This window comes from Nocardia sp. NPDC041819 (assembly GCF_055590505.1).
On record NZ_JBVJAP010000002.1, the window covers coordinates 549,091 to 571,276 of the forward strand.

The 22,186-nt window shown below is 68.0% G+C and carries 23 protein-coding genes; 13 read left to right on the forward strand and 10 right to left on the reverse strand.

Annotated features, from left to right (window positions below; genetic code table 11):
- Positions 1 to 101: 101 nt before the first annotated feature.
- The 3 genes from ACZ6DL_RS09250 to ACZ6DL_RS09260 all read right to left on the reverse strand — a co-directional run bounded on the left by ACZ6DL_RS09250 (position 102) and on the right by ACZ6DL_RS09260 (position 3,653).
- Positions 102 to 1,187: an ABC transporter ATP-binding protein gene (locus tag ACZ6DL_RS09250; protein ID WP_466050068.1), complete on the reverse strand. Its 1,086-nt coding sequence runs from the start codon at positions 1,185 to 1,187 to the stop codon at positions 102 to 104.
- A 91-nt stretch (positions 1,188 to 1,278) separates the two neighbouring features.
- A complete protein-coding gene (locus ACZ6DL_RS09255) occupies positions 1,279 to 2,265 on the reverse strand; it encodes a phosphotriesterase family protein (RefSeq protein ID WP_466050069.1) in 987 nt (328 codons plus the stop codon).
- A 128-nt stretch (positions 2,266 to 2,393) separates the two neighbouring features.
- Positions 2,394 to 3,653: a PucR family transcriptional regulator gene (locus ACZ6DL_RS09260; protein WP_466050070.1), complete on the reverse strand. Its 1,260-nt coding sequence runs from the start codon at positions 3,651 to 3,653 to the stop codon at positions 2,394 to 2,396.
- A gap of 153 nt (positions 3,654 to 3,806) precedes the next feature.
- Between ACZ6DL_RS09260 and ACZ6DL_RS09265 the strand changes: the two genes are divergently transcribed.
- The 6 genes from ACZ6DL_RS09265 (at position 3,807) to ACZ6DL_RS09290 (ending at position 9,053) form a co-directional block, all read left to right on the forward strand.
- Complete coding sequence (locus tag ACZ6DL_RS09265; RefSeq protein WP_391461303.1) at positions 3,807 to 4,601, forward strand: LLM class F420-dependent oxidoreductase; 795 nt, start codon at positions 3,807 to 3,809, stop codon at positions 4,599 to 4,601.
- A gap of 150 nt (positions 4,602 to 4,751) precedes the next feature.
- Positions 4,752 to 6,548, forward strand: coding sequence for an ABC transporter substrate-binding protein/permease (locus tag ACZ6DL_RS09270; RefSeq protein ID WP_466050071.1), 1,797 nt, complete (start codon positions 4,752 to 4,754; stop codon positions 6,546 to 6,548).
- Positions 6,549 to 7,274, forward strand: a complete 726-nt coding sequence (locus tag ACZ6DL_RS09275) for an amino acid ABC transporter ATP-binding protein (RefSeq protein WP_466050072.1) — start codon at positions 6,549 to 6,551, stop codon at positions 7,272 to 7,274.
- Between the two features lie 108 nt (positions 7,275 to 7,382).
- Positions 7,383 to 7,679: a hypothetical protein gene (locus tag ACZ6DL_RS09280; RefSeq protein ID WP_466050073.1), complete on the forward strand. Its 297-nt coding sequence runs from the start codon at positions 7,383 to 7,385 to the stop codon at positions 7,677 to 7,679.
- A gap of 32 nt (positions 7,680 to 7,711) precedes the next feature.
- Positions 7,712 to 8,551 carry an alpha/beta fold hydrolase gene (locus ACZ6DL_RS09285; protein WP_466050074.1) on the forward strand — a complete coding sequence of 280 codons (840 nt, stop codon included), beginning with the start codon at positions 7,712 to 7,714 and terminating at the stop codon, positions 8,549 to 8,551.
- Positions 8,552 to 8,648: 97 nt separating this feature from the next.
- Positions 8,649 to 9,053: a nitroreductase family deazaflavin-dependent oxidoreductase gene (locus tag ACZ6DL_RS09290; protein WP_466050075.1), complete on the forward strand. Its 405-nt coding sequence runs from the start codon at positions 8,649 to 8,651 to the stop codon at positions 9,051 to 9,053.
- Positions 9,054 to 9,077: 24 nt separating this feature from the next.
- Here ACZ6DL_RS09290 and ACZ6DL_RS09295 read toward each other — a convergent pair whose 3' ends face one another.
- The 5 genes from ACZ6DL_RS09295 to ACZ6DL_RS09315 form a co-directional block, all read right to left on the reverse strand.
- Entirely contained in the window at positions 9,078 to 9,320 is a 243-nt protein-coding gene (locus tag ACZ6DL_RS09295; protein WP_466050076.1) for a hypothetical protein, read from the reverse strand.
- Between the two features lie 219 nt (positions 9,321 to 9,539).
- Positions 9,540 to 10,796 carry a CHAT domain-containing protein gene (locus ACZ6DL_RS09300; RefSeq protein WP_466050077.1) on the reverse strand — a complete coding sequence of 419 codons (1,257 nt, stop codon included), beginning with the start codon at positions 10,794 to 10,796 and terminating at the stop codon, positions 9,540 to 9,542.
- The gene (locus ACZ6DL_RS09305) at positions 10,793 to 12,319 is read right to left on the reverse strand and encodes a tetratricopeptide repeat protein (protein WP_466050078.1); all 1,527 of its coding nucleotides are present in this window, start codon (positions 12,317 to 12,319) and stop codon (positions 10,793 to 10,795) included. Before ACZ6DL_RS09305 ends, ACZ6DL_RS09300 begins: the two co-directional genes overlap by 4 nt.
- Before the next feature lies 1 nt (position 12,320).
- Positions 12,321 to 13,340 carry a hypothetical protein gene (locus ACZ6DL_RS09310; protein ID WP_466050079.1) on the reverse strand — a complete coding sequence of 340 codons (1,020 nt, stop codon included), beginning with the start codon at positions 13,338 to 13,340 and terminating at the stop codon, positions 12,321 to 12,323.
- Complete coding sequence (locus ACZ6DL_RS09315) at positions 13,340 to 14,689, reverse strand: hypothetical protein (protein ID WP_466050494.1); 1,350 nt, start codon at positions 14,687 to 14,689, stop codon at positions 13,340 to 13,342. The genes ACZ6DL_RS09310 and ACZ6DL_RS09315 overlap by 1 nt, the downstream gene beginning before the upstream one ends.
- A 323-nt stretch (positions 14,690 to 15,012) precedes the next feature.
- Here ACZ6DL_RS09315 and ACZ6DL_RS09320 point away from each other — a divergent pair, with 323 nt between their 5' ends.
- The 7 genes from ACZ6DL_RS09320 (at position 15,013) to ACZ6DL_RS09350 (ending at position 20,893) form a co-directional block, all read left to right on the forward strand.
- Positions 15,013 to 15,471: a hypothetical protein gene (locus ACZ6DL_RS09320; protein ID WP_466050080.1), complete on the forward strand. Its 459-nt coding sequence runs from the start codon at positions 15,013 to 15,015 to the stop codon at positions 15,469 to 15,471.
- A 73-nt stretch (positions 15,472 to 15,544) separates the two neighbouring features.
- Positions 15,545 to 17,098, forward strand: a complete 1,554-nt coding sequence (locus ACZ6DL_RS09325; protein ID WP_466050081.1) for a hypothetical protein — start codon at positions 15,545 to 15,547, stop codon at positions 17,096 to 17,098.
- The gene (locus ACZ6DL_RS09330; protein WP_466050082.1) at positions 17,095 to 17,526 is read left to right on the forward strand and encodes a hypothetical protein; all 432 of its coding nucleotides are present in this window, start codon (positions 17,095 to 17,097) and stop codon (positions 17,524 to 17,526) included. The genes ACZ6DL_RS09325 and ACZ6DL_RS09330 overlap by 4 nt, the downstream gene beginning before the upstream one ends.
- Positions 17,527 to 17,729: 203 nt before the next feature.
- Positions 17,730 to 18,335, forward strand: a complete 606-nt coding sequence (locus ACZ6DL_RS09335) for a DUF8020 domain-containing protein (RefSeq protein WP_466050083.1) — start codon at positions 17,730 to 17,732, stop codon at positions 18,333 to 18,335.
- A gap of 235 nt (positions 18,336 to 18,570) precedes the next feature.
- Positions 18,571 to 19,302 (forward strand): alpha/beta hydrolase, encoded by a 732-nt coding sequence (locus ACZ6DL_RS09340; RefSeq protein WP_466050084.1) that lies wholly within the window; start codon positions 18,571 to 18,573, stop codon positions 19,300 to 19,302.
- 258 nt (positions 19,303 to 19,560) lie between these two features.
- Complete coding sequence (locus tag ACZ6DL_RS09345) at positions 19,561 to 20,094, forward strand: VOC family protein (RefSeq protein ID WP_466050085.1); 534 nt, start codon at positions 19,561 to 19,563, stop codon at positions 20,092 to 20,094.
- Positions 20,087 to 20,893, forward strand: coding sequence for a MerR family transcriptional regulator (locus ACZ6DL_RS09350; protein ID WP_466050086.1), 807 nt, complete (start codon positions 20,087 to 20,089; stop codon positions 20,891 to 20,893). The genes ACZ6DL_RS09345 and ACZ6DL_RS09350 overlap by 8 nt, the downstream gene beginning before the upstream one ends.
- A gap of 256 nt (positions 20,894 to 21,149) precedes the next feature.
- Here the strand turns inward: ACZ6DL_RS09350 and ACZ6DL_RS09355 are convergent, their stop codons facing one another.
- Positions 21,150 to 21,695 (reverse strand): hypothetical protein, encoded by a 546-nt coding sequence (locus ACZ6DL_RS09355; protein WP_466050087.1) that lies wholly within the window; start codon positions 21,693 to 21,695, stop codon positions 21,150 to 21,152.
- A gap of 101 nt (positions 21,696 to 21,796) precedes the next feature.
- Entirely contained in the window at positions 21,797 to 22,033 is a 237-nt protein-coding gene (locus ACZ6DL_RS09360) for a hypothetical protein (protein WP_466050088.1), read from the reverse strand.
- Positions 22,034 to 22,186: the final 153 nt, after the last annotated feature.

Here is a 22,186-nt window from a genome sequence, read left to right on the forward strand (position 1 = left end):
CGGCTCCCGGCGACCATGTTCCGCGCGGTGGTTGGATCGCTGCCCGGCGCGGGTTGCTGGTCCGCCCGCCCTGGTGGGCGAGCGGACGGCTGGGCGCGGTGTCAGTTGAGCCTGCGCCCGTCGATGTCGAAGAAGTAGATGTGCTCCGCATCGGTGGCCAGCCGCAGGCGGGTGCCCTTCGCGGGCGGGTTGCGCCAATCCGCACGCGCCACAATGGTTTCCCCGGCGCCGTCGGTCGCGCCCTCGGCGCTGGTGCGGCCGTAGATGTAGGCGTCGGAGCCGAGTTCCTCCACCACATCCACTTCCATCTCGATGCCGGAGCCGTCGTCGCCCAGCTCGAAGTGCTCCGGCCGGATGCCGACGGTGACGGTGGCCCCGGCGGCGTCCGCCACCGAGCGCGGCAACGCGAGCGCGTGACCGCCCAGTTGGACCCGGCCGTCGGTGATCGGAAGCGTGAACAGGTTCATGGCCGGTGAGCCCATGAATCCCGCGACGAACACGTTGGCCGGATCGCGGTAGAGGTCGCGCGGCGTGGCGCACTGTTGCAGCAGGCCGTCCTTCAGCACGGCGACCCGGTCGCCCATGGTCATCGCCTCGACCTGGTCGTGCGTGACGTACACCGTGGTGGTGGCGAGCCTGCGCTGCAACTGCGCGATCTGGGTGCGGGTCTGCACCCGCAACTTGGCGTCCAGGTTGGACAGCGGCTCGTCCATCAGGAACACCTGCGGCTGGCGCACGATCGCGCGGCCCATCGCGACCCGCTGGCGCTGGCCACCGGACAGCGCCTTCGGCTTGCGATCCAGGAAGGGCTCCAGGTCCAGCAGCTTGGCCGCCTCCAGGACCCGCTTCTGCTTCTCCGCCTTGGCGACCTTGGCCAATTTCAGCGCGAAGCCCATGTTCTCGGCCACGGTCATGTGCGGGTAGAGCGCGTAGTTCTGGAACACCATGGCGATGTCGCGTTCCTTCGGCTCGGCGTGCGTCACATCCCTGTCGCCGATCAGGATGCGGCCACCGTTGACGTCCTCCAGCCCGGCGAGCATGCGCAGCGAGGTCGACTTCCCGCAGCCGGACGGGCCGACCAGGACCAAGAACTCACCGTCCTCGATCTCCAGATTCAGCCGATCCACCGCGGGTGTGGTGGACCCGGGGTAGAGCCGCGTCGCGTTGTCGAAGGTCACCGTGGCCATGACGAATTCACATCCCATCCCGGCAGGAACGTGCCGGACGATCCGAGTAAGGGTGCGGCGATCCTATCGGGCCGGTCGGCGATGAGCCATGTCAGCGTGTGCGCGCCTCGAAGAACGCGCGCGGAACGTCGATGAGCATCGCGCCGATCTGCTCCTTGGTGACGCCGCGATCGAGCACGTAGGGGAAGACGTCCTCGAACAGGTGGGTGTAGTGCCACTGCGGCAGGGCGGCCATGGCGGCCGGCTCGATCCAATCGAGGTAACAGCAGGCGTCCTGGGACAGCACCATCCGGTCGGCGTAGCCGCGGCGCACCATTTCGATCAGCGTGTCCGCGCGGGCTTCGAAGGTGGTTTCGAGGTTGATGCCGAAGCGGTCCATGCCGAGCACGAAGCCGGCGTCGGCCAGGTAGGCGAGGTGATCGCAGTCGGTGGTGTCGCCGCTGTGGCCGAGCACGATGCGGCGGGGGTCGACGCCTTCCTCGTCGCACATCACGCGCTTCACGTCCAGTCCGCTGCGTGACTCGGGATGGGTGTGCACCGTGATCGGGACGCCGGTCGCGAGATGGGCCCGGGCGACCGCGCGCATCACCCGCTCCACGCCCGGGGTGAGACCTTGCCGGTCGATCGCGCACTTGAGCATGCCCGCCTTCACGCCGGTGCCCGCGATGCCGTCGCGGATGTCGCCGATGAACATGTCGACCATCGGGTCGGGGACCTGCGCCCCGACGATGTCGTTCAACGCGGGCCCGCGGTAGTGGAAGAAGAACGGGAGATCGCCGTAGGTGTAGATACCGGTGGCGACCACCAGGTTCAGCGGCACTTGCTCGGCGATTCGCTGAATACGCGGAATGTAGCGGCCCAGCCCGACCACCGTGGGATCGACGATCGTGCGCACACCGGCGTCGTAGGCGACTCGCAGCCTGCGCACCGCGTCGGCGATGCGTTCGTCCTCGGAGCCCCATTCGGCCGGATAGTTCTGCTGCATGTCTCCGGTGAGCACGAAGACGTGCTCGTGCATCAATGTCACTCCGATATCGGCGGTATCGATCGTCCCGCGCACCGTTTCCAGCGTTGACATGGCGGTTTCTCCTCAGCTCAGCTGCGCATCCGGGGGAATGCTACGAACCGGGATGTGAGACGGACCATATTCGCCGACACCGAAACTTCGTACAACTTTCGTGCGGTGCGCACATAGAGCGGCCGGGCTCAGAGCGCCGGGTTCGGTCGCAGTACCGCCGGTCCGAGCCAGCGCGCGGCCTGCAACGCCAGGTGCAGGTGCAGCGTGCGGTCGTGATCGTCGAAGACGTGGCCGATCAGCTCGACGGCCTGCCCCACCCGGTACTGGACGGTGTTGCGATGGACGGCCAACTCCTGCGCGGCCGCGGCGTAACTGCGGTTGTTGGCGAGGAAGACGCGCAGCGTTTCGCGCAACCAGAGATTGCGCTGGTTGTCGGTGGCGAGCTCACCGAGGCAGTCGGCCACGTATCGGCGCAGTTCCTCGATGTCACCACTCAGTAGAGCGATGGCCGCCACCTGCTCGTGCGACACCGCCCGGGGTGCGCCGTCTCCGGCGAGCAGCACGAGTTCGCGTACCCGGTCGGCTCGGCGCAGGCTGCGACGGAATCCCTCGACACCGCCGCCGCGCCCCCCGATCGCCACCCGCGCCGGCAACGACAGGGCCGACAGCGCCCGCTGGATGGCCTCGATATCGATCGTCAGGTCGCGGGAGACGGAGAACCACATCCGGACCTCGCGTTCGTCGGTCGGCACCAGCAACCCCCGGCGCGGGTTGCCCAACAGCGGCACCAGCGCCGCGCGAACGGCATCGAGGACGTCCATCGCGGCCCGCGCCGAGAGCTGCGGCTCGGTCCAGGCGTTCACCGCGACGTGGTGGCCGGTCAGGGGATAACGCAGCACTTGCTCGGCTCGGCCGATGTCGTCGGCCGAGCCGTCCAGTACCCGGGCCACCCACTCCTGGCGCAGGCCGCCGCGGCTGCCCACCCACCGGTCGCGCTCCTGTTCGTAGGCGACGCCGACGTGCTCGCACACCCGGTCGATGTACACGGCGGTGCGATTGACGATCCGGATGATGGCCGCCGCACTGTCCGGACCGCCCAGTTCCACGGCGTAGCGCATCGCGACATCGAGGAACCCGGCATGCCCCACCCGGTAGGCGCGGATCAGCGCGGACAGCGGGACGTCGCGCTGGGCGAGCGTGCGCGCGTACACCAGCGCCCGCGCCGGGGCGTGCACCTCGTGCTCGGCGGCGTCGTTCTGCACGAAGTCCAGGACCGACATCAGGTTGTCGGTGGTGCCCGCTTCGAACAGGCCGCGCAGCCTGGTGTCCGAGTCGAGCGCCGCGACCTGCGCGCGCATGGACGCCGACAGCTCGGCGATCAACCGGTCACGATCACGCAGGATCGTCGAGACGACCGAGCGGACCACATCGTCGTCGCCGTCGGTCACACCCGGCACCTCCCTCCGCCCGCTCGGCATCGCGTCCCCAACCTAGCTCGCACCGGGCGTGTCGGCGCGCGCCGTGGACCGGTGGCTGCCTGCGGGGAGGCGACCGCGCCGGTAGCCTCGGGCGGGGGCGGGCCGAGCGACGAGGAGAGTGCCATGAGTCGTCCAGTTCGTATCGGAGTGCAGCTACAGCCGCAGCACGCGCCGGAGTACCGACTCATCCGCGATGCCGTGTTGCGCTGCGAGGACGCGGGTGTCGACATCGTGTTCAACTGGGACCACTTCTATCCGCTCACCGGCGATCCCGACGGCGCGCACTTCGAGTGCTGGACGATGCTGGGCGCGTTCGCCGAGCAGACCGAGCGGGTGGAGATCGGCGCGCTGGTCACCGGCGGCGGCTACCGCAATCCGGACCTGCTGGCCGATATGGCGCGCACCGTCGATCACATCAGCGGTGGCCGGCTCATTCTCGGCCTCGGCGCGGGCTGGTTCCAGAAGGACTACGACGAGTACGGCTACGAGTTCGGCACCCCGGGCAGCAGGCTGGAGCTGCTGAAGGAGACCCTGGCCCGGATCAGCGCCCGGCTGCCGAAACTGAATCCGCGCCCGACCCGCGACCTGCCGATCCTGATCGGCGGCGGTGGCGAGAAGAAGACCTTGCGGCTGGTCGCGCAGTACGCCGACATGTGGCACACCTTCGCCGACCTGGACGTGCTCGCACACAAGAACAAGGTGCTCGCCGAGCATTGCGCCGCCGTCGGCACCGACCAGGCGCGCATCGAGCGCTCGGTGCAGTGGCCGGGGCTGGAGAAGGCGGCCGCCTTCGTCGACGCGGGCGTGACGACCTTCACCATCGGGGTCAGCGGCCCGGACTACGATCTGGGCGCGGTCGCCGCCGCCGTCCGATGGCGTGACGAGGTCAACCCGGAACCGGTCAGCGGCCTGGCCTGAGGACGGATTGCCTGCCGGCTGTCGTGTCGCCGCGAGGCGTTCCGATCAGCGTGATCGTAATCTCGGCGGCTACCCCGGCATCGGCTTCCCATGTCGGCGACCCTGGGGTAGCTGTGGAATAGCAGATTTTCGCGGCTAGGGTTGTCCGTCATGGCTGTTGTGCCCGCTGTGCGGTCTCGTGCGTTGATCGCCGTGTTATTGCTTGCCGTCGGTCTCAGTGCGACGGCGTGCGGTTCCGGCTCCGACGACGCGGCCACGGAGCGCAATCTCTGTGCGCCGCCCGGCGTGGCCGCGGCCTCCGCCGCGCCGACCAACCTGGCTTCCTCGGCCGCCGCGGGCAGTGACCGCTACACCACCGCGACCACCGTGCCGCTGAATTCCATCGACGTCTCGAAGCTCGGTTTGATCACGCCCGGCAAGCTCAGCGTGGGCACGCTCTCGGACGCACCGCCGAGCATCTGCGTCGACCGGCAGGGCACGTTCACCGGCTTCGACAACGAACTGCTGAAGGCGATCGGCGCCAAGCTCGGCCTCCAGGTGGAGTTCTCCGGCACCGAGTTCGCCGGGTTGCTCGCCCAGGTGTCCGGCGGTCGTTTCGACGTGGGCTCGTCCAACATCACCACCACCGACGCGCGCCGCCAGCTGGTCGGCTTCACCAACGGCTACGACTTCGGCTACTTCTCCCTGGTGGCGCCGAACGGCAGCGCCATCAAAGGGTTTTCCGACCTGAACCGGAGCACTCGGATCGCCGTGGTGCAGGGCACCGTGCAGGACGAGTTCGTGGTGAACCAGCTGCATCTGGACCCGGTGAAGTTCCCCGACTACAACACCGCCTACGCCAACCTGAAATCCGGCCAGGTGGACGCGTGGGTCGCTCCGTCCGCGCAAGCGGAGGGCGCGATCGCGCCGGGTGACGGAATATCGGTCTCGCAGAACACCTTCAGCCTGGACAACTTCGTCGGGTACGCGGTCGCCAAGAACAACCAGCCGCTCATCGACGCGCTCAACAGCGGCTTGGACGCCGTGATCGCGGACGGTACCTACGCCGAGCTCTACACCGACTGGGTGCCCAGGCAATTGCCCCCCGGTTGGAAGCCCGGCTCCAAAGCCGCGCCCGCGCCGCAGCTGCCGGACTTCGCCGCGTTGGCCGCGGGCAAGCAAACGAATGAGACGCAGCAGAACGCGCCGAAATCCACCGTGCAGCAGTTGAAGGACACGTTCTTCGACTGGTCGCTGTACCGCAAGGCCTTCCCCGACCTGTTCAAGACCGGTCTGCCCAATACCCTGATCCTCGCGGTGGTCTCGGGTGCGCTCGGCACCGTCCTCGGCATGCTGCTCGCGGTCGCCGGGATCTCGCGGACCCGCTGGCTGCGCTGGCCCGCCCGGGTGTACACCGACATCTTCCGTGGTCTGCCCGCCGTGGTGATCATCCTGCTGATCGGGCTCGGCGTCGGCCCGGTGGTGCGCAACCTCACCGGCAACAACCCCTACTGGCTCGGCGCCGTCGCGCTGGCGTTGCTCGCCTCGGCCTACATCGGCGAGATCTTCCGCTCCGGTATCCAGTCGGTCGAGGCCGGGCAGCTGGAGGCGGCCCGCGCGATCGGGTTCGGCTACCGCCAAGCGATGACGCTGGTGGTGATCCCGCAAGGCGTCCGCCGGGTGCTGCCCGCGCTGATGAACCAGTTCATCGCCCTGATCAAGGACTCGTCGCTGATCTACTTCCTCGGCCTGCTCGCCACTCAGCGCGAGTTGTTCGCCGTCGGCCGCGACCTCAACGCGCAGACCGGGAACCTCTCGCCGCTGGTGGCCGCGGGCCTGGTCTATCTGATCCTCACCATCCCGCTCACCCACCTGGTCAACTACATCGACCGCCGGATGCGGACCGGCAGGCCCGACCGGCCGATCGACCAAGTCGAGGCGGCCACGATCACGGAAGGGCGCGGATAGATGAGTGCCTCCCTCACCGGTACCGGACTGCATCTGACGCTCGGGCACAACCATGTGCTGCGCGGGATCGACATCCACGTGGACGCGGGCAAGACCGCCACCGTCATCGGGCCGTCCGGGTCGGGCAAGTCGACCCTGCTGCGGGTGCTGAACCGGCTCTACGAGCCGGATCAGGGCGACGTGCTGCTGGACGGCAAGTCCGTGCTCACGGAGAACGCCGATCGCTTGCGCCAGCGCATCGGCATGGTGTTCCAGCAGTTCAACCTCTTCCCGCACAAGACGGTCGCGGAGAACGTCGCGCTCGGGCCGCGCAAGCTGCGCGGCCTGTCCAAGGACCAGGCGCGGGCGCTGGCCATCGAACAGCTGGAGATCGTCGGCCTCGCCGACAAGGCCGATACCCGCCCCGCCAACCTGTCAGGCGGGCAACAGCAGCGGGTCGCCATCGCGCGGGCGCTGGCGATGCGACCGGAACTCATGTTCTTCGACGAGGCCACCTCGGCGCTGGATCCCGAACTGGTGAAGGGCGTGCTCGCCCTGATGGCCGACCTCGCTTCCGGCGGCATGTCGATGGTCGTGGTGACCCACGAGATGGGCTTCGCCCGCAGCGTCTCCGACACCGTCGTGTTCATGGACCAGGGGCAGGTCGTGGAGACCGGCACGCCCGACGCCTTGTTCGACGACGCGCAGACGCCGCGATTGCAGAGATTCCTCGCGCAGGTGCTCTGAGTCGGCACGCCGTGCCAGCACACGCGAGGCAATCTCTATTGATGCGCACCTGCTAATGTATTGGTCATCACGATTCCAGCTATCCGCGCCAGGAAAGAGGGAAATTCGATGACCACAGCACACGCGCAGCACACCGGCCACGACCATGTGCACGGCCCGGACTGCGGGCACACCGCGTTCCAGCACGGCGATCACATCGACTACGCCCACGATGGTCATCTGCATCGCGAACACCAGGGGCACTACGACGAATGCGAGCGGTCGGAGCACACCGAGTGCGCCCAGCATCCGCATCAGCACGGTCCCAACTGCGGCCACGAGGCCGTCCAGCACGGGGACCACGTCGACTACGTGCACGACGGCCACCGCCACGCGGTGCACGACGGTCACTTCGACGAGCACTGACCGCGTCGGTACCCGGTTCTAGAGTCGGGCAGGTGATCGAAGAACTCGAGATTCGCACCGGAGCGGGAACCTTCGACGTACTGGCCGCCGGCTCTTCCGGCGACCGGGAGGTGCTGCTGCTGCACGGATTTCCGCAGGGCGCGCGGGAGTGGGAGTTCCAGCTCGGGGTGCTGGGCGGAGGCGGGTGCCACGCGGTGGCACCCGACCAGCGCGGATATTCGCCGGGTGTGCGGCCGGAGCGAGCCGCCGAATACCGGCTCGCGGAGTTGGTCGGCGACGTGGTGGCCATCGCCGACGCGCTGGGCTGGGAGCGGTTCGACCTGATCGGGCACGACTGCGGCGCGCTGGTCGGGTGGGCGGTGGCGGCGGAGCTGCCGCAGCGGGTTCGCACGTTCAGCGCGGTGTCGCAGCCGCATCCCGCCGCGCTCCAGCAGGCGATGGCCGAAGACGAGGACCAAGCGCAGCGGTCGCATCACCTGACCACGCTGCGACAGCCGCGTACCGCGGAGCGGAGCTTGCTCGCCGACGACTGCGCCGCACTGCGCCGGATCTTCGAGTGGAAGATCCCGGAGGAACGGGTGGAGGACTACGTGCGCAGGCTGGCGCGGCCGGGCGCGCTCACCGGGGCGCTGAACTGGTATCGCGCCATGGATCAGTCGGGTCCGATCGGCCCGGCGAGCGTGCCCACCCTGTACGTGTGGGGCACCGAGGATGCCACCATCGGGTCCACGGCGGCGCTGGCCACCCGGAAATACGTTTCCGGCCCGTACCGATTCGAGATGCTCGAGGATGTCTCGCACTGGATTCCGGAGGAGGCGCCCGAGGCGCTGACCCGGCTGCTGATCCAGCACCTGCTCGCCCATCGCACCTGAATGCGCTGGGGACGCGGTCGATCCCGGCGTTTCCCGGACAGGGCGCGCGACCAGACGGAAAGCTGAGTTCGTCGACCACAATCAAGGGAGGTGAACCGTGGACGTCAAGGAAATCAATCGGCGAACCATCGCCGCGTTCCGAGCGGGCGGCGAGATCGACGGCATGCAGCGCGACCGTCTGATCTTGCTGACCACCACCGGCCGCAGGACCGGCGCCCCGTACACCACCCCGTTGATGTACCACCGCGACGGTGACCGCCTGCTGATCGTCGCGTCCAATGTCGGTGCGCCGAAAAATCCCGACTGGTATTCCAATCTGCGGAAAGACCCGCACGTCACCGTCGAGGTGGGCCAGGAGAGCTATGCGGCGCTGGCCACCCCGCTGACCGGTGACGACCGCGCGCGCACCTGGGCGATGCTGAAGAACACCTATCCGTTCTTCGCCGAACACGAAATGGGCACGTCCCGGGTCATCCCCGTGGTCGCACTCACGCGGATGTGACGACGCGGCGAAGCGCTGTGCTGCTCAGCGATGGGCAGGCGCGTCGGCATGGGAAGACGTCGCATCGGCTCCACGGGCCGCGACCAGGTCGAGCAGAGCGGTCAGGTTGTCCGGGTCGGCGGGATCGATGACGCCCTCCGGTAGGGCCAGTTCGGTGAGCCGTTGTCCCCGATGGAAGGCGGCGGGGCGCAGCGGCGGTGCGTCGTCGGGTTGTCCGAGGATGGTGGCGATGTTCCCGTCGTTGTCGTAGACGGCGTAGTAACGCATTGGTGGGCTCCTCAGAGGCCGGTCGAGGCGGTCATCCGACTGGTGTTGCGACTTCTCCTGATCAGGAATCGTGATGGCTGACGGCGTTGAAGCTTATCCACACGTTCGATGCTGAGTGTCGGTTTGCGCAGGAGTAGCGTTACCCGTTTTCGTTCGAATCTCACGGCATCGCCGCACGTAGACCGGTATATGGAGACCGGTGGGCATGGTTTGCCCGAATCAGGCGCACACGGTGGCGAAGGCTGCCCAGAGCACCGGGGAATGCTCGATCCGGCCGGTGTCGCGCCAAGCGGTCGAGCGGTCGCGCTGCCACGCGGCGAGGGCGGTCACCGGGTCGGATTGTTCGTGCGCCTCGTCGATGGCGCAGACGGCCTCCTGGAGCGGGAGGGCTTGCGCCGGTGCGCCCGCGACGCGCTGGAAGGCGAAATCGGTGGGCAGCGGCCACCGGCTCGCGGTGACCAGTTCCGCGCCGCCGGTGATCATCGCGGCGGTCAAGCCGAGCGCCTCGCTGAACCGCAGGTCGCCGCCGCTCTCACAGGCGATCAGCGCGACCCGGCTCGGCATCGGCCACAGCTGCGGTCCGGCAACGGGATCCGGATGGATGGTGTGCGTGCCGAGCAGCAGGTCCTTGGCCGAGAGCGGCCGGTGCGTGCGCGATGGTTCAGCGAAGCCGACGGCGTCGGCGGTGCAGGCGAGGTGCAATTCGGCGTCCTCGCTGCGGCCGGATTCGGGTGCGGCGGCGGTGACATGCCCGACGTAGATCAAGCGGCTCGCGCCGGCGCGCAGGGCGGCGCCGAGCCAGTCCCGATCGACGTCGGTGCGCCGGAAAGCGTCCATCGGGCCCGGTACCTCGGGCCGCAATCGGTCCTCCGCGAGGTAACGCGCCATCCGCCGCGCGAGCGGAGCTTCGGGGGTCATCCGGCCCAGCACCGAACCGAGCGTCGAATCGGCGCGGAAGCCGGGGATGCGCGGGTCCAGCACCGCGACGATCGGATGCGCGGCGGTCTCGGTCCAGGCGCGCGCGATCCGCCCGGGCGCCTGCACGATGCTCGCCGGAGCGAGCAGGCTGACGTCGGCGATGTCGATCAGCCGGACGTCGCGGTCCGGCGCGATGAGTTCCCACGGCACCTGGGCGACTCGTGGTGAGGGTTGCAGCCGGATATGCGGGCGCACGCCGCGCTGCCACAGCTCGTAGAGCTGCGTGGCCAGGCCGTAGGGCAGCAGTGCTCGCGAGAGCGCCTGTGCCACGGCGTATTCCCGCTCGTAGTCGGCGAACGCGCCGGTGGTGAGGGCCTGCTCGAGACCGCCGGGTTCGGCGGGCCGGGGGAGCGCGTCGGCCAGCAGTCCGACCGCTCGCATCGCCGTGTCCTCCGGAAGCACTCCCGCGCCACGGGGTGCGCTGTCATCGACCCACCGCCACGACACGTAGATGTCTCCCGCGTCCGCCATCCGGACGAGCACCGTCGGTCGCGTCATACCGTGAGCACCCGATCGTCGCGGATCACCCGGCCATAGCGCTGCTCGGCGGCGGCGATGAACGGCGCGAGCGCGATCCTTCCTTCGGCGGCCAGTGCCAGGCGCGGCGGCGGCGCGACCGGCAGGCCCGCTCCGGCCGCGACGTCGGCCAGGGCGGCGCCCAGTTGCAGGGCGGCGCTGCCGGGATGATCGGTGAACTCCTCCGGCGGATCGAGCAATTCGAGCGGAAGCCTGGTGGGAGCTTCCCGCTCGGCCCGATCGAGCGCCAACGTCGTCCCCGCGCACTGTGTTTCGACCAGGTCGGTGACGAGGACGCCATCGCCGGATAGGTAGGCGAAGCGGAACGCCAACCGCATCGCCGGGTCGGCGATCTGCCGGTTCCATTGCTCGCGCTGCGTGCCGTTCGGCAAGGTGTGGCGCACGGCGTCGATGGCCAGTGCGGCGGGAACGGCGATTCCGACGGCACGCGCGAGCATCTCCGCCTGCGGCGATCCGGTCGCGCCGATCGCGCCTTCCAAGAGCGTCGCGTGCCAGAAATCGAGCTGGGCGCAGTGCAGGCCGAGGCCGCGCTCGGCGTAGATCGCGAACGCCGTGGCGAGCAGTTCCTCGCACTCGCCGACCCGCCCGGAGCGGAACGCCACGGTGGCCGAGCGAATACGCACGTCCGCGGCGTCGAGCACGGCTTCTGACGCGACGAAGTACGCCAGGCTCCGCTCGTAGAACTCCCGCGCGCTCGCCAGGTCACCGCGGCCCTCGGCGAGAAATCCCATGGTCTTGAGGCCGACCCCGGCTCGGTGCCCGAGCCCGGCCCGCTCGAAATATTCCTGGCTGGATCGCAGCGGCGCTTCCGCCTCGTCGTACCGCTCGACGCGGACGAGCATGGTGGCGAGGTTCTGTTCGGTCTCGGCGACCGCGTTGCGATCACCCGCCGACTCGAACGCGGCGAGCGCCTGCCGCGCGAAATCGACGGCCAAGTCGCGGCGGCCGGTCTCGAAGTAGGTGGCGGCGAGATTCATCAGCGGGTGACCGGCCAGCTGCGGCGCGAAACGCCGGGCCGCCTCCAGCGATTCGGTGGCCAGTTCGGCGGCGTAGGCCCAGTTCTGCCGGTGCAGAGCGACGGCGGTCAGGGAGAGCAGGCAGGCCACGCGCAGTACACCCAGGTCGGTGTCGGTGTTGTCGGCGAGCAAGGCCCGCGCCTGCTCCAGAGCCACCTGCGCCGCGTCCAGCTCGCCGAGATGCTGGAGCGCCTGCGACATGTTGACCAGGGCATTCGGGCGCAATCGCGGTGCGTGCTCTGGCATCTCGGCCAGCGCCGAGCGGTACAGGGCGAGCGAGGCGGCGTGGTCGCCGAGTTCGTCGGCCATGCTCGCGGCGTTGATGATCGCGCCGAGCCGGATGTCGCCGGTGGTTCGTTCGGCGGCGTCCTCGAAGAGTCGCTTGGCCTCGGCCGGGTCCCCACGGCTGTACGCTGCCGCGCCCGCGGCGAGCAGTTCTCGGCCGTCGTCGGGAGCCTGCTCGGCCATGTCAGAAGTCCGAATCCGATGCGGCGGCCGCGATTTCCGCCAGCAAGAGGGAATCGACGGGATTGCCGGACGCGTCGTCCGCGCGGTGCAGCCGCGCCGTGACCAGGTCGCGAATCCGCGCGCGTCGGGTCGCCGCGTCCGGCTCCTGTTCGTCCACGCCGACGCCGGGAACGTAGACCTGTACGGTCACGCCCGCTTCCGCACCGGCCGGAGCTGTGGTCTCGGCCCGCCACAGGTCGCCCTCGCGCAGCAGCGGCACGTCGGCGGCGTCGATCGCGGTGCGAATCCCGGCGCGGGGATGCAGGTGCGCAGGCACGTTCGTGGGCGAGAGCGGGGCGGCGACCGCGCTCACCCGCACGACCGTGGTCCCGGCCTCGCGCACCACTTCCCAGGACACGGCGCGTTCGGAAGCGTCGAGCAGGCCCGGTGGGCAGCGTTGCCAATCCCACCCAGCGGTGCCCCTGGCCGAGACGAGCGCGCCGGGCGCGACCGTCGCGGCCGGTCCGGCGGCCAGCGCGTAGTCCTCCGCGCGGCCGAGCGCGACGGTGGCCGTGCGCTGTTCGGTGACCGCGCCGGCTTCGTCGACGATCAGGTCGCATTCCTCGCTCAGAGCGGTTATCTCGTCCTCGAGCAGGCCCTCGTCCAGCGGGGCGATGCCGTCCAGGATCGACGCGGGCCACCACCGTGCCGCCCAGCGGGCGTAACCGAGCCGCCAGGCGCGCGCGGCGAGGTCCGGCAGCGCGGGCTCGGCCGGGTATTCCCCTCCGCCGCCGGTTTCCGCGAGGGCGAGGGACACCTCCGGGCCGTACACCGCCCAGATCCACTCCTGCGCGAGGTCGAGGTCGTCGAGGACCGCCGCCGGGGTCACCTGGCCGCTGAGCAGGCTCCAGGTCAGGTGCCCGCCCGCCACCTCGAGCACGAGCACGTCCACCCCGGCCCGGTCGTCCACGACGGTCGGGGCGTCGTCCGGCGCGATGATCCACAGGTCGTCGCGGCGGCGGATGCGTACGGTGGTGCTCATCAGCTCGCCTTCGATTCCGCCGCGTCCGGCTCACCTGCGTTCACCCGCACACTCAGCGCCCGCTTGACCCGCGTGCGATGGTCCAGGATGACCGAACGCGCCACACCGTCGAGCAGATCCCACAGCTCGTCCGGCTCGTGGATCGGGAACTCCCGAACATCCCTGCCGTGCAGGCGGACCCACAATCGCCGCAGGTAAGGCTGCCATGGCGTGACCAGTTCGGCGGCGATGGCGGCCAACGGGCCGGTGGGCGGCTCGGCGGACACCACCAGCCGCCGAGCCTGCAACACATACGCTTCGCGCTGCCAGCGGCTGTTGACCACCTGATGCGCCGTGGATCGCGTTGTCCCCGGCGCTGTTTCGGCCAGACGTAGACGCGGTCGGCCCGTCGACGGTTCGCGGCGGTGCTCGATGGGCGCCAATCCGGTCGCCAGCGCGGTTCCCGCCGTCGCCGCCACGCGCAGCGACTCGTCCAGCAGCGCCCACGGTGCGCAACTCCGGGCGATCTCGGCGTCGACCAGCTCGGGGATCGGCGGCAGCTCCGCGCGTTCGGTGGACGCTTGCAACACGGTGAACACCCGCTCGTACACGGTGCGATCGAACGGACGCCCCAGCGTCGATTTCGAAGCCGAAGCGCCGATCGCGGGGCGCAGCGGCACCGGATGCGCGGTCAGTCCCAGTTCCTGAGCGGACGCGTCCTGCCACAGCCGGATTCCGGTGTGCGTACCGGCATGGGCCGCGACCAGCCGGTCCAGGGTCCGCTGCCCGTCGGCGTCTTCGCCGAGCCGTGCCGCCGCACAGGCTTCCAGCAGCTTGTCCACCTCCGCGTCGTGCTCACCGCCCGCCGGGCCGGTGAGCGGACGCCGCCGCCAGGCCAGCTCGAGCAGCCCCGCCAGCTCCCGTTCCCGGGTGTGGTCGGTGAGGTACTCCTTCAGCGCCTGCGTGGTGCGTCCCGCGGTGTACTCGTGGATCTCGCGCAGTGCGTCCTCGGCGACCGCGCGAGCCCCTGCCGGATCCGGCATGCCCGCGGTGGTCGCCAGCTCGAAACAGCGCTGGAAGTACAGATCCTGCGGGTGCCCCTCGGTGATCCGCAGCGTCCGCCGCACCTGCTTGAGCACCGTGAACCAGGCCGCCGTGGCGCGCAGTACGTCGGCAGCGGCCTGGATGCGCGCCTCCAGCAGCACCGCTCCGTCGGCCGTCAGGATCGGCCCCGCGCACAACGGATGCTGCACGGGCCGGATCACCAACGGGTCGAGCACGAGCTTCACCGTCCGGCGTAGCGGACCCCCGTGCGGACCGCTCAGCGGTTCCACCCCATCGAGCCTGCGCCACACCTCGTCGAGCACCATGGCGCGCGGTCGTCGCATGGGTGCAGTGTATTTGCCGCGAGTTCGTCCGGGGGCGTGCGACAGCGACCTGCTCGAGGACGTGGATCTCCACGATCCAGCGTGGCAGGCCTCACGCCCGGCTGGTCGACGGCGTGGCGTCCGTCCGATACCTCCAGCGCTGGCAGTACATCAGAGTTGATCGTCCGCAAACGCTTTGGTCATATTTGTAGGTACCAGGGAGTCCGGCAGTGGGAGTGGGAACGGTGGGAGATGGGCCAGACGGGGACGGGGCCAAGGGGGACGCGACGGAGAACGGCGCTCCTGGCGGTTCTGCACCGGAATCGTTGACTCGGCTTCCCGGTTCCGGCGACCCGCAGGTCCCGGGGGGAAGCGAGCTCCCCGCGAACGTTGGCCTCTCGCTCGATTCCAGCCAGCTGCTCTCACCCATCGCCACGGTCGACCGGGTAAACGACAATCTCGCGAAAATAAATAGCCGCCTGGCAGGATCTTCCGCCGACGCACTTGTCGGCATGGTGCCATTCATCATGTATTCGGGAATATTCGGCGATGCGACCATCGAATCTGCCTGGTCGGCGTTCCATCGGGCCTGGGTTCGCGAGACGGGCGTGACGAGCTCGGCCACGTCCGAACTCAGGAAGCTGCTGCCCGATTCCGCTGCTGAATACGAAGGTGCAGATATCGACGGACGCCGGAAGGTCGGCGGGGTGGATCCCGGTGTGCCCCGCTCGGAGATGGGCCCGGCAGTTTCTCCGCCCCTCACTTCGATGCCACCGGAGCCGTAGCTACCAAATATGAGAGCCCTGTAACGGTCGAACCCGATGGCACAACTCAGCGCCGATAGGCCGGGAGTGGGATATGAGTACGGTTTCCGCCCTGCAAGCAGCGTTGGACGCGATTGATCACTTGATCTTCTACGGCCGCAGACCGGAACTGTTGTCTATGCTTCTGCCGCGTACGATCGACGTCGCCTTGATGCCGCCCTCGCCGAGTGGCTCTCCGAAAAGCATCACGGAACGGTCGGGCGACTATCGATTCGCAGCGGGCGTATGCGGCAGTTCCAGCGCCGACTTGAACTTCGTGTCCACCAGTTCGCTCCCTACCGCGTGGCGCGGAGCGGCGGCCGAGACCGCTGCGGAAGCCGTCCTGGCTCTTGTGGCCCAATCGCGTGCGGCCGAAGCCGCCTTCGGTGGCGCTGCCGACGCATTGGAAGTCTATGCCGAGAAGCTGGCGCAAGCCCAGAAGACAGACAAGCGGGGGATCGAGCTGCTGCAGGAGGCCAAAGCAAAGGCGTCGTCTGTACCCCCGGGGGGGATCTTGTGGTTCCAAATCCGGCACATGGCGGCGCAAGGCTGCCATCAACGCATCGCGGCCGCCAAGCTGAGGGAGGGTGCCGCAACCGATGTGACGAGCAGGCTGAACCATTTTGCCGCGCAAGCCCGAGCGAGGCAGATCAATTCGCCCGGCATAGATCCGTTGTCGTCGGTTGCCCTGGCATACGCGACCGACTTCGGCTGGAACCACGAGCCTCTCGATGGCCTCCTCACGCCGACAGCGTTGGCGCGGGCCTCGCAACTACTGAACAACATGTCGAAAGCGGATCGTGACAGATTCGAAAAGATGCTGAGTGGAGCCAAATCTCCACAAGAGGCAGCGTATATCTGGAAAGCATTGGCGGCTGGATACTCGCTGGCTGATGTCGGTTTGTTTCGCAAAATAATACATCCCCACGGAAACGACATGGCCTGGCTGGCCACACATCTGGAGCCTAGAATCGATGCGCCCTATTCGCGCCTGGGAGACCGGTCCATGCCCCGCTATAAAGGTCAGGAAGTCTACGGTCAGAACAAGGGGAACTGCGTATCCGCGGCCACCATCGTCGCCCGAGCCGACAACGATCCCGTATTCATGCTGGGGCTGTCGACCGGTCAGGGTCCGGAAGCGATCGGCGGACCAGCTCGTGGCGACGATTCGGCGAAGGCCTTCCGCGACCGATTGGTTCATATCTACAATGCCACCGACGCGAAGCACCCCGGCGGCGCGGACGGGGAAAAGTTGTTCACCAACATGTTTCAGTCTTCCACTGGAGACGCTTATGTGAATACCAATGTTCCCGGTGCTTCCGCTTCCGAGAAGTCAGCAGCGCGGCAAGAAATGTTGCCGGAGATCGAAGCTGCGGTGAATGCGGGCAAACCGGTTCCCATCACAGTGGCTTCATATTCCGGGGAAGGGGCAGGTCACGAAGTGGTGATCCTTGCCGAGAAAGGTAACAGGCTGGAAATCTACAACCCGTGGGGCTTCACACAATGGGTGACCAAGCAGCAGTTCATCGACGGGGAGCTGGGCGCGATCACAGGCAGCGCACCCGAGGATGGCCTGAGCAGCGCCACCGATGTCGGCCTACCACGATGAGCGATCGGATGATTCGCCGCGACGAAGTTTTGCGCGGGATGGACGTCGAAGCGGCAATCGCCGCCGGCATGGCCGAACCCGGCGAGGCGCGCTCGGAGCTTTTCGGTGCGGCGGCCGTGGCGGCAGCATTGCGCGCCGACGAACTCGACATCGCCCCATACCCTCTCGAATTCTTGGCCGGCTGTGTACGTGCGCTCGGCTTGGAGGGCGCTTCAGAACTGCGTGAACCACTGATCGGTGAGCAGCGGACCGCGCTGGTACGCAGCTGGATGTCGGCCGCTCGACCGGTGGGCAGTCCTGACGCCGTACGTGACCAACTATTCGGCAAGTGGCTGAATGCCGTGGCCGTCGTGCTGGCCGTGCGCCGGAACGTCAGGTCGTCTACCGCCGAGACGCCTGTTTCCGAAGATGGCGGCCGCTCGATCTAGTCGGGCCGGAAGGCAAGCCGATGGAGAGCCCTCAGGCCGCGAAGCTTCCTGCGTGGACGCAGGCTCGGTGAGCCGTGCCGCTTCGGTATCGCTGTCCTCCCCGGCCGCCACCTCTGTGTGGCGTACCACACACCATCGAATCCGACGCCTAAGGTTTGACTCGGTCCGCCCATCAGGGGCAGCTGAGTGAAGGGATTCGAAGAATGAAGTTCGAGAGAATCACTGCTGCCGTCTTCATGGCTGTCTCGGCCGTGGGTATCACCGCGGTAACCGCCCAGGCAGAGCCGGCCGTTATGGAGCGGCCGACCGCGGGGGCCACGACTTCCGGTGTGGATCACGGAATCAACTACGAGATCAGTGTCTCTCCAGACGACAGGGTCATTGTGACCACCGTCGAGAACGGCAAGTTCGAGATCGCGCACAACGGCGCGGTGCTGCTCGAGTCCGCCGACGGAACGGCGGTGACCGAAGTGCCGCAACAGTACGCCGTCGCCGGGCGTTCGATCGCGTTCGCGCAGCACATCGGTGCGGACGGCCGCACCCTGACGCTGACCCCGGCGACAGAAGGTATCGCGCAACCGAAGGACATCAGCTCCTACGACCGGCTCGAGGAGCAGATCAACAAGAACCTGCCCGGCGTGGTCACCGGTGCCATCGTGGGCGGCCTCCTCGGGGCGTGTGTGATCCTGATATGGGGCGTAAGCATCCCCGTAGGTGCGCTGATCGGTGCAACTGTCGGCGGCTACGCCATGGGCGGCCCGGAATTCCTCGACGCCGTACAGGCGTTCGTCGCCAACCAGGGCAGGTGAGATAGCGGCCATGTCTCGGTGCGCAGCCTCGGGAAGTACGCCCGCCCACGGAGCCTTCGGAAAAACCTGTTGGCCGACCACGGCGACCACTGCTACCTTTCCGGAAGCCGTGCCAGAGAACGAGGAGGTGGTACCCGTGAACGCAGTATCTACATGGGTGCTCCCCTCTGGGGTCACGGTCGGGCGATAGGTCGTCCGGGAGCGCCGCTCGAGAGCACTCCCGAAAGGCACGACCATGCAATTCACTTCCGAACAGCGCTTCGACGACGGCGTCCTCGAACGCGAATTCACCCTCGGCGAGATCCCCGGCATCCTGTGGACGCCCGGATCCGCTTCCGCACCGGCCCCTCTGATCCTGATCGGCCACCCCGGCGGACTACGCCAGATGTACCCCCGACTGGTGGGCCGGGCTCGGCACTCCGCCGCGGAGGGCTTCGCCGCGGCCACCATCGAACTCCCCGGCAGCGGTGAGCGGCCTCGTTCGGCCGCCGCCGAACAGGCCCGCGCCGACCTGCGCCGGGCGGTGGCGGCCGGCGAGCCGGTCGACGACGAGATAGTCGACCGGCTCGTCCTGCCGCTGGTCGAAAAGGCGGTCCCGGAATGGCGGGCCACCCTGGACGCCCTCCTTTCACTGCCCGAGATCGGCGGACCGGTCGGGTACTCGGGAGGGGTGATCTCCATCGGCGTCCGGCTGGCGGTGGTCGAGCCGCGCATCTCGGCCGCCCTTCTGTTCGCCGGGAGTTACGTGCCCCGCGCCATATTCGAGGAGGCCCGGCGGGTCACCATTCCGCTGCATGTCCTGCTGCAATGGGACGACGAAGGAAACGACCGGCAGATGGCCCTGGACCTGTTCGACGCCTTCGGCTCGAAGGAGAAGACGCTGCACGCCAATATGGGTGGGCACACTGGCGTCCCGCACTTCGCGGGGGAGGAGGGGAACCGGTTCTTCGTCCGGCATCTGAAGTAAAGCCGGGCCGTCGGGCAGGCATCAGACGAGAGCCGCTGCCGGCCAGGACGCCGCTCATCGAGGACGGGCCCCGGCCCTCCTCGGTGGCGGTGATCGGCAGATGCACAACCGCCCCGAACCGGCCATCGGCGATACCGGCCGGTCGGGGCGGCGCTCGGCCATCAGCGCCCACTCGCGTTCGTCGCCGTGCGCCTCGGACAGCGCCCGGAGGAAACCAGCCTTGACCCTCACGCCGCGTGAGGCTGGAGGGTGGAGCGTATGAGTGACTACTACAACGCGTTCGAGATGAGTCCCGTGCCCGCTCCCGGCCCGGATGCGGTTGCGCCGGAGCCGTTCCGTGGCATCTATGGAATGCCCGCGTTCGTGACGATCCCCACGAGCGATCTGGCGGCGTCGGTGGATTTCTGGACTCGTGGGCTCGGGTTCTTCGAGCTGTTCAGCATTCCCGGCAGGGTTGTGCATCTGCGCCGGTGGGCTTTTCAGGACGTACTCCTCGTCCCGGCGGCGATCGTTCCGGAGCAGGCACCGGCGATGAGCTTCAGTTTCGCGTGCGTGCTCAGCCAGGTCGATTCGCTGGTCGATGCCTGCCGCGCGTTGCGCCCGAACTCGGTCGATGGCCCACGGGATACCCCCTGGAACACCCGCGATGTGGAGGTGATCACCCCAGAGAACGCACGGATCGTTTTCACCGCGGCGAAGCCCTTCGATCCGGCCAGTGCGGAGGCGCGGAACCTCGCGGCCGTCGGGATCACCCCGCCGGGCGTCCGTGGCGACAATAATGAGCATGCCTGATGCCCCTGACGCCGATGGCTTGACCGTCGGTCAGGTCTCGAAGCGTCTGGGCGTGACAGTCCGCGCGCTGCACCACTGGGATGAGATCGGTCTGGCGCGACCGTCGCTGCGCACGGTCGCCGGATACCGGCTCTACACCGCTGGTGATCTGGAACGCCTGAACCGCATCGTGGTCTACCGTGAGCTCGGTCTCGGCCTGGACGATATCCGGGCCATCTTGGACGGCTCGGCCGCAGACGTGCCCGGCGCACTGCGCGCGCAGCGCACCCAGATCGCCGGACGGATCGACCGCCTCCAGCAACTCAGCGCCGGTCTGGATCGGATGATCGACGCCCACGATCGCGGGCTGCTGCTGACCGTCGAGCAGCAGGCCGCGATCTTCGGCCCCCAGTGGAATCCGGACTGGCCCGCCCAAGCGCGTCAGCGCTATGGAGACACGACGCAATGGCAGCAGTACGCCGAACGCTCGGCCTCTCGCGGTCCAGAGGAATGGCAGACCATCGCCGACGCCATCGCCGACCTCGACCGCGCCTTCAAGGATGCGATGGACGCGGGCGTCACACCCGGTAGCCCAGAAGCGAATCGACTCGTCGAGTGGCACCGCGAAATCTTTGCTTCTTCGTACTTTCCTCTCACCAGGCAGATGCAGGTCTGTCTCGGCCGGATGTACGAGACCGACCCGGGATTCGCCGCCCACTATGACGACATCCGCCCCGGCCTCGCCACATGGTTGCGTCGAATCATCGATGCCAGCGCTCGCGCCCACAGCATCGACCCCGATACCGCGACTTGGCAGTAGAGACTGACGTGCATGCGCAGGGACTCATCGATCCGGCGCATGTCGCCGAGGCAAAGCTGGAGATCGAAGGGCGAATCCTGGCGAGGATCAGCCGTTGCCACCCACCTATGACGGATGGCGCAGGCCAGGCGGTTCGACGCCGTACGGGTAGGTCAAGGCTGCGAAGTATCTCGATCCGTCGCTCGCGAGTCTCGCTGATCATCCCGGTTGCGCCCTGCCGCGAACGTGTCGAAGCCCCGGAGCTGACCGGCCGAGTTCACGGCCCGTCGTACAGTCGCTCGTTCGGCAACCGCCGTAGGCCGGTGGTGTCGCCTGGGATTACCTCTACGGAGTCGACGAAGGGGCGCTGGTGCTGCTCTTGGAGGAACCATAGTGCGGATGTGAGGCAGGCGGCGAAGTTCAGCCGGTGCCCGTCGATCACCACCGCCAGACGCACGTCCGGCTGCTCCGGGTGCGGCGACACCTCCTCTCGGGTGCGGTCGATTGGTTGGTGCGTACGCCGCACGGTGGATCCCGAGCGGGTTGCCTGCATGATCACTCCCTGTCGATGTACCTCGGAAGGACCGGCCGCCGCGTCAACGGCGGTCTCCGATTTCCTGATTCTGTACAGCGCCGCTATGTAGGTGGCGCAGGTCATCGGTGGGCAATCTTGGTGGTGGTGGTAGGCCGTGCGTGCCGCCTCGTAGCTCTGCATCGGCCAGTGCGGGTTGTTGTGGTCCAACCACGAAAGCGTCCGGGCGAGGACGTTCGTGTCGTAGCACGGCTCGCTCGACTCGGCTTCGGCATCGCCGTTGGCGACCATTTGTTCGAACACCTCCCGTGAAAAGGGCGGCGCGGAGCCGCGACAGCACTTCGGAGTTATGGGTGTATTGCCGCCACGCGTCTCGCGGAGCGGCATCGGGGTTACGCCGGAACCGGTTCCGCGCGCACCCACGGATCGCGGCGCGGTTCGGTGAGGTCACACAGGCGCTCGATATCGGCGTCGGAGGGGAGTGATCGGCTCGCGGCCGGCTCCAGATAGAGCTTTTCGGCACGGCTGACGTGGTACTCGAGGATCGCCGTGCTCGCGAAGAAACAGATCGCGAGCCATGAGACGACCCCGAAAGCGATGAGTACGGACGCCATCTCGTTATCGGCCATAGCGCGGAGCCGTAGCAGTCTGCGGCGGAACTTCGGACCATGCCCGTACGGCATCGACGACAGCGAGGCCGGACGGAAGGAGGGCGCTCCGAGCCGGGACAATCCATTGCCGGATGGAGCCGTTCGGGCTAGGGGAGGGAAGTGCGATGACGG

Coding starts and splice junctions, on each gene's coding strand:
- ACZ6DL_RS09325 (WP_466050081.1), top strand. CDS start 15,545: ATGAGTACGGTTTCCGCCCTGCAAGCAGCGTTGGACGCGATTGATCAC.
- ACZ6DL_RS09310 (WP_466050079.1), bottom strand. CDS start 13,340: ATGAGCACCACCGTACGCATCCGCCGCCGCGACGACCTGTGGATCATC.
- ACZ6DL_RS09355 (WP_466050087.1), bottom strand. CDS start 21,695: ATGGTCGCCAACGGCGATGCCGAAGCCGAGTCGAGCGAGCCGTGCTAC.
- ACZ6DL_RS09315 (WP_466050494.1), bottom strand. CDS start 14,689: ATGGTGCTCGACGAGGTGTGGCGCAGGCTCGATGGGGTGGAACCGCTG.
- ACZ6DL_RS09250 (WP_466050068.1), bottom strand. CDS start 1,187: ATGGCCACGGTGACCTTCGACAACGCGACGCGGCTCTACCCCGGGTCC.
- ACZ6DL_RS09270 (WP_466050071.1), top strand. CDS start 4,752: ATGGCTGTTGTGCCCGCTGTGCGGTCTCGTGCGTTGATCGCCGTGTTA.
- ACZ6DL_RS09255 (WP_466050069.1), bottom strand. CDS start 2,265: ATGTCAACGCTGGAAACGGTGCGCGGGACGATCGATACCGCCGATATC.
- ACZ6DL_RS09305 (WP_466050078.1), bottom strand. CDS start 12,319: ATGGCCGAGCAGGCTCCCGACGACGGCCGAGAACTGCTCGCCGCGGGC.
- ACZ6DL_RS09275 (WP_466050072.1), top strand. CDS start 6,549: ATGAGTGCCTCCCTCACCGGTACCGGACTGCATCTGACGCTCGGGCAC.
- ACZ6DL_RS09340 (WP_466050084.1), top strand. CDS start 18,571: ATGCAATTCACTTCCGAACAGCGCTTCGACGACGGCGTCCTCGAACGC.
- ACZ6DL_RS09330 (WP_466050082.1), top strand. CDS start 17,095: ATGAGCGATCGGATGATTCGCCGCGACGAAGTTTTGCGCGGGATGGAC.
- ACZ6DL_RS09350 (WP_466050086.1), top strand. CDS start 20,087: ATGCCTGATGCCCCTGACGCCGATGGCTTGACCGTCGGTCAGGTCTCG.
- ACZ6DL_RS09345 (WP_466050085.1), top strand. CDS start 19,561: ATGAGTGACTACTACAACGCGTTCGAGATGAGTCCCGTGCCCGCTCCC.
- ACZ6DL_RS09335 (WP_466050083.1), top strand. CDS start 17,730: ATGAAGTTCGAGAGAATCACTGCTGCCGTCTTCATGGCTGTCTCGGCC.
- ACZ6DL_RS09265 (WP_391461303.1), top strand. CDS start 3,807: ATGAGTCGTCCAGTTCGTATCGGAGTGCAGCTACAGCCGCAGCACGCG.
- ACZ6DL_RS09295 (WP_466050076.1), bottom strand. CDS start 9,320: ATGCGTTACTACGCCGTCTACGACAACGACGGGAACATCGCCACCATC.
- ACZ6DL_RS09300 (WP_466050077.1), bottom strand. CDS start 10,796: ATGACGCGACCGACGGTGCTCGTCCGGATGGCGGACGCGGGAGACATC.
- ACZ6DL_RS09360 (WP_466050088.1), bottom strand. CDS start 22,033: ATGGCCGATAACGAGATGGCGTCCGTACTCATCGCTTTCGGGGTCGTC.
- ACZ6DL_RS09280 (WP_466050073.1), top strand. CDS start 7,383: ATGACCACAGCACACGCGCAGCACACCGGCCACGACCATGTGCACGGC.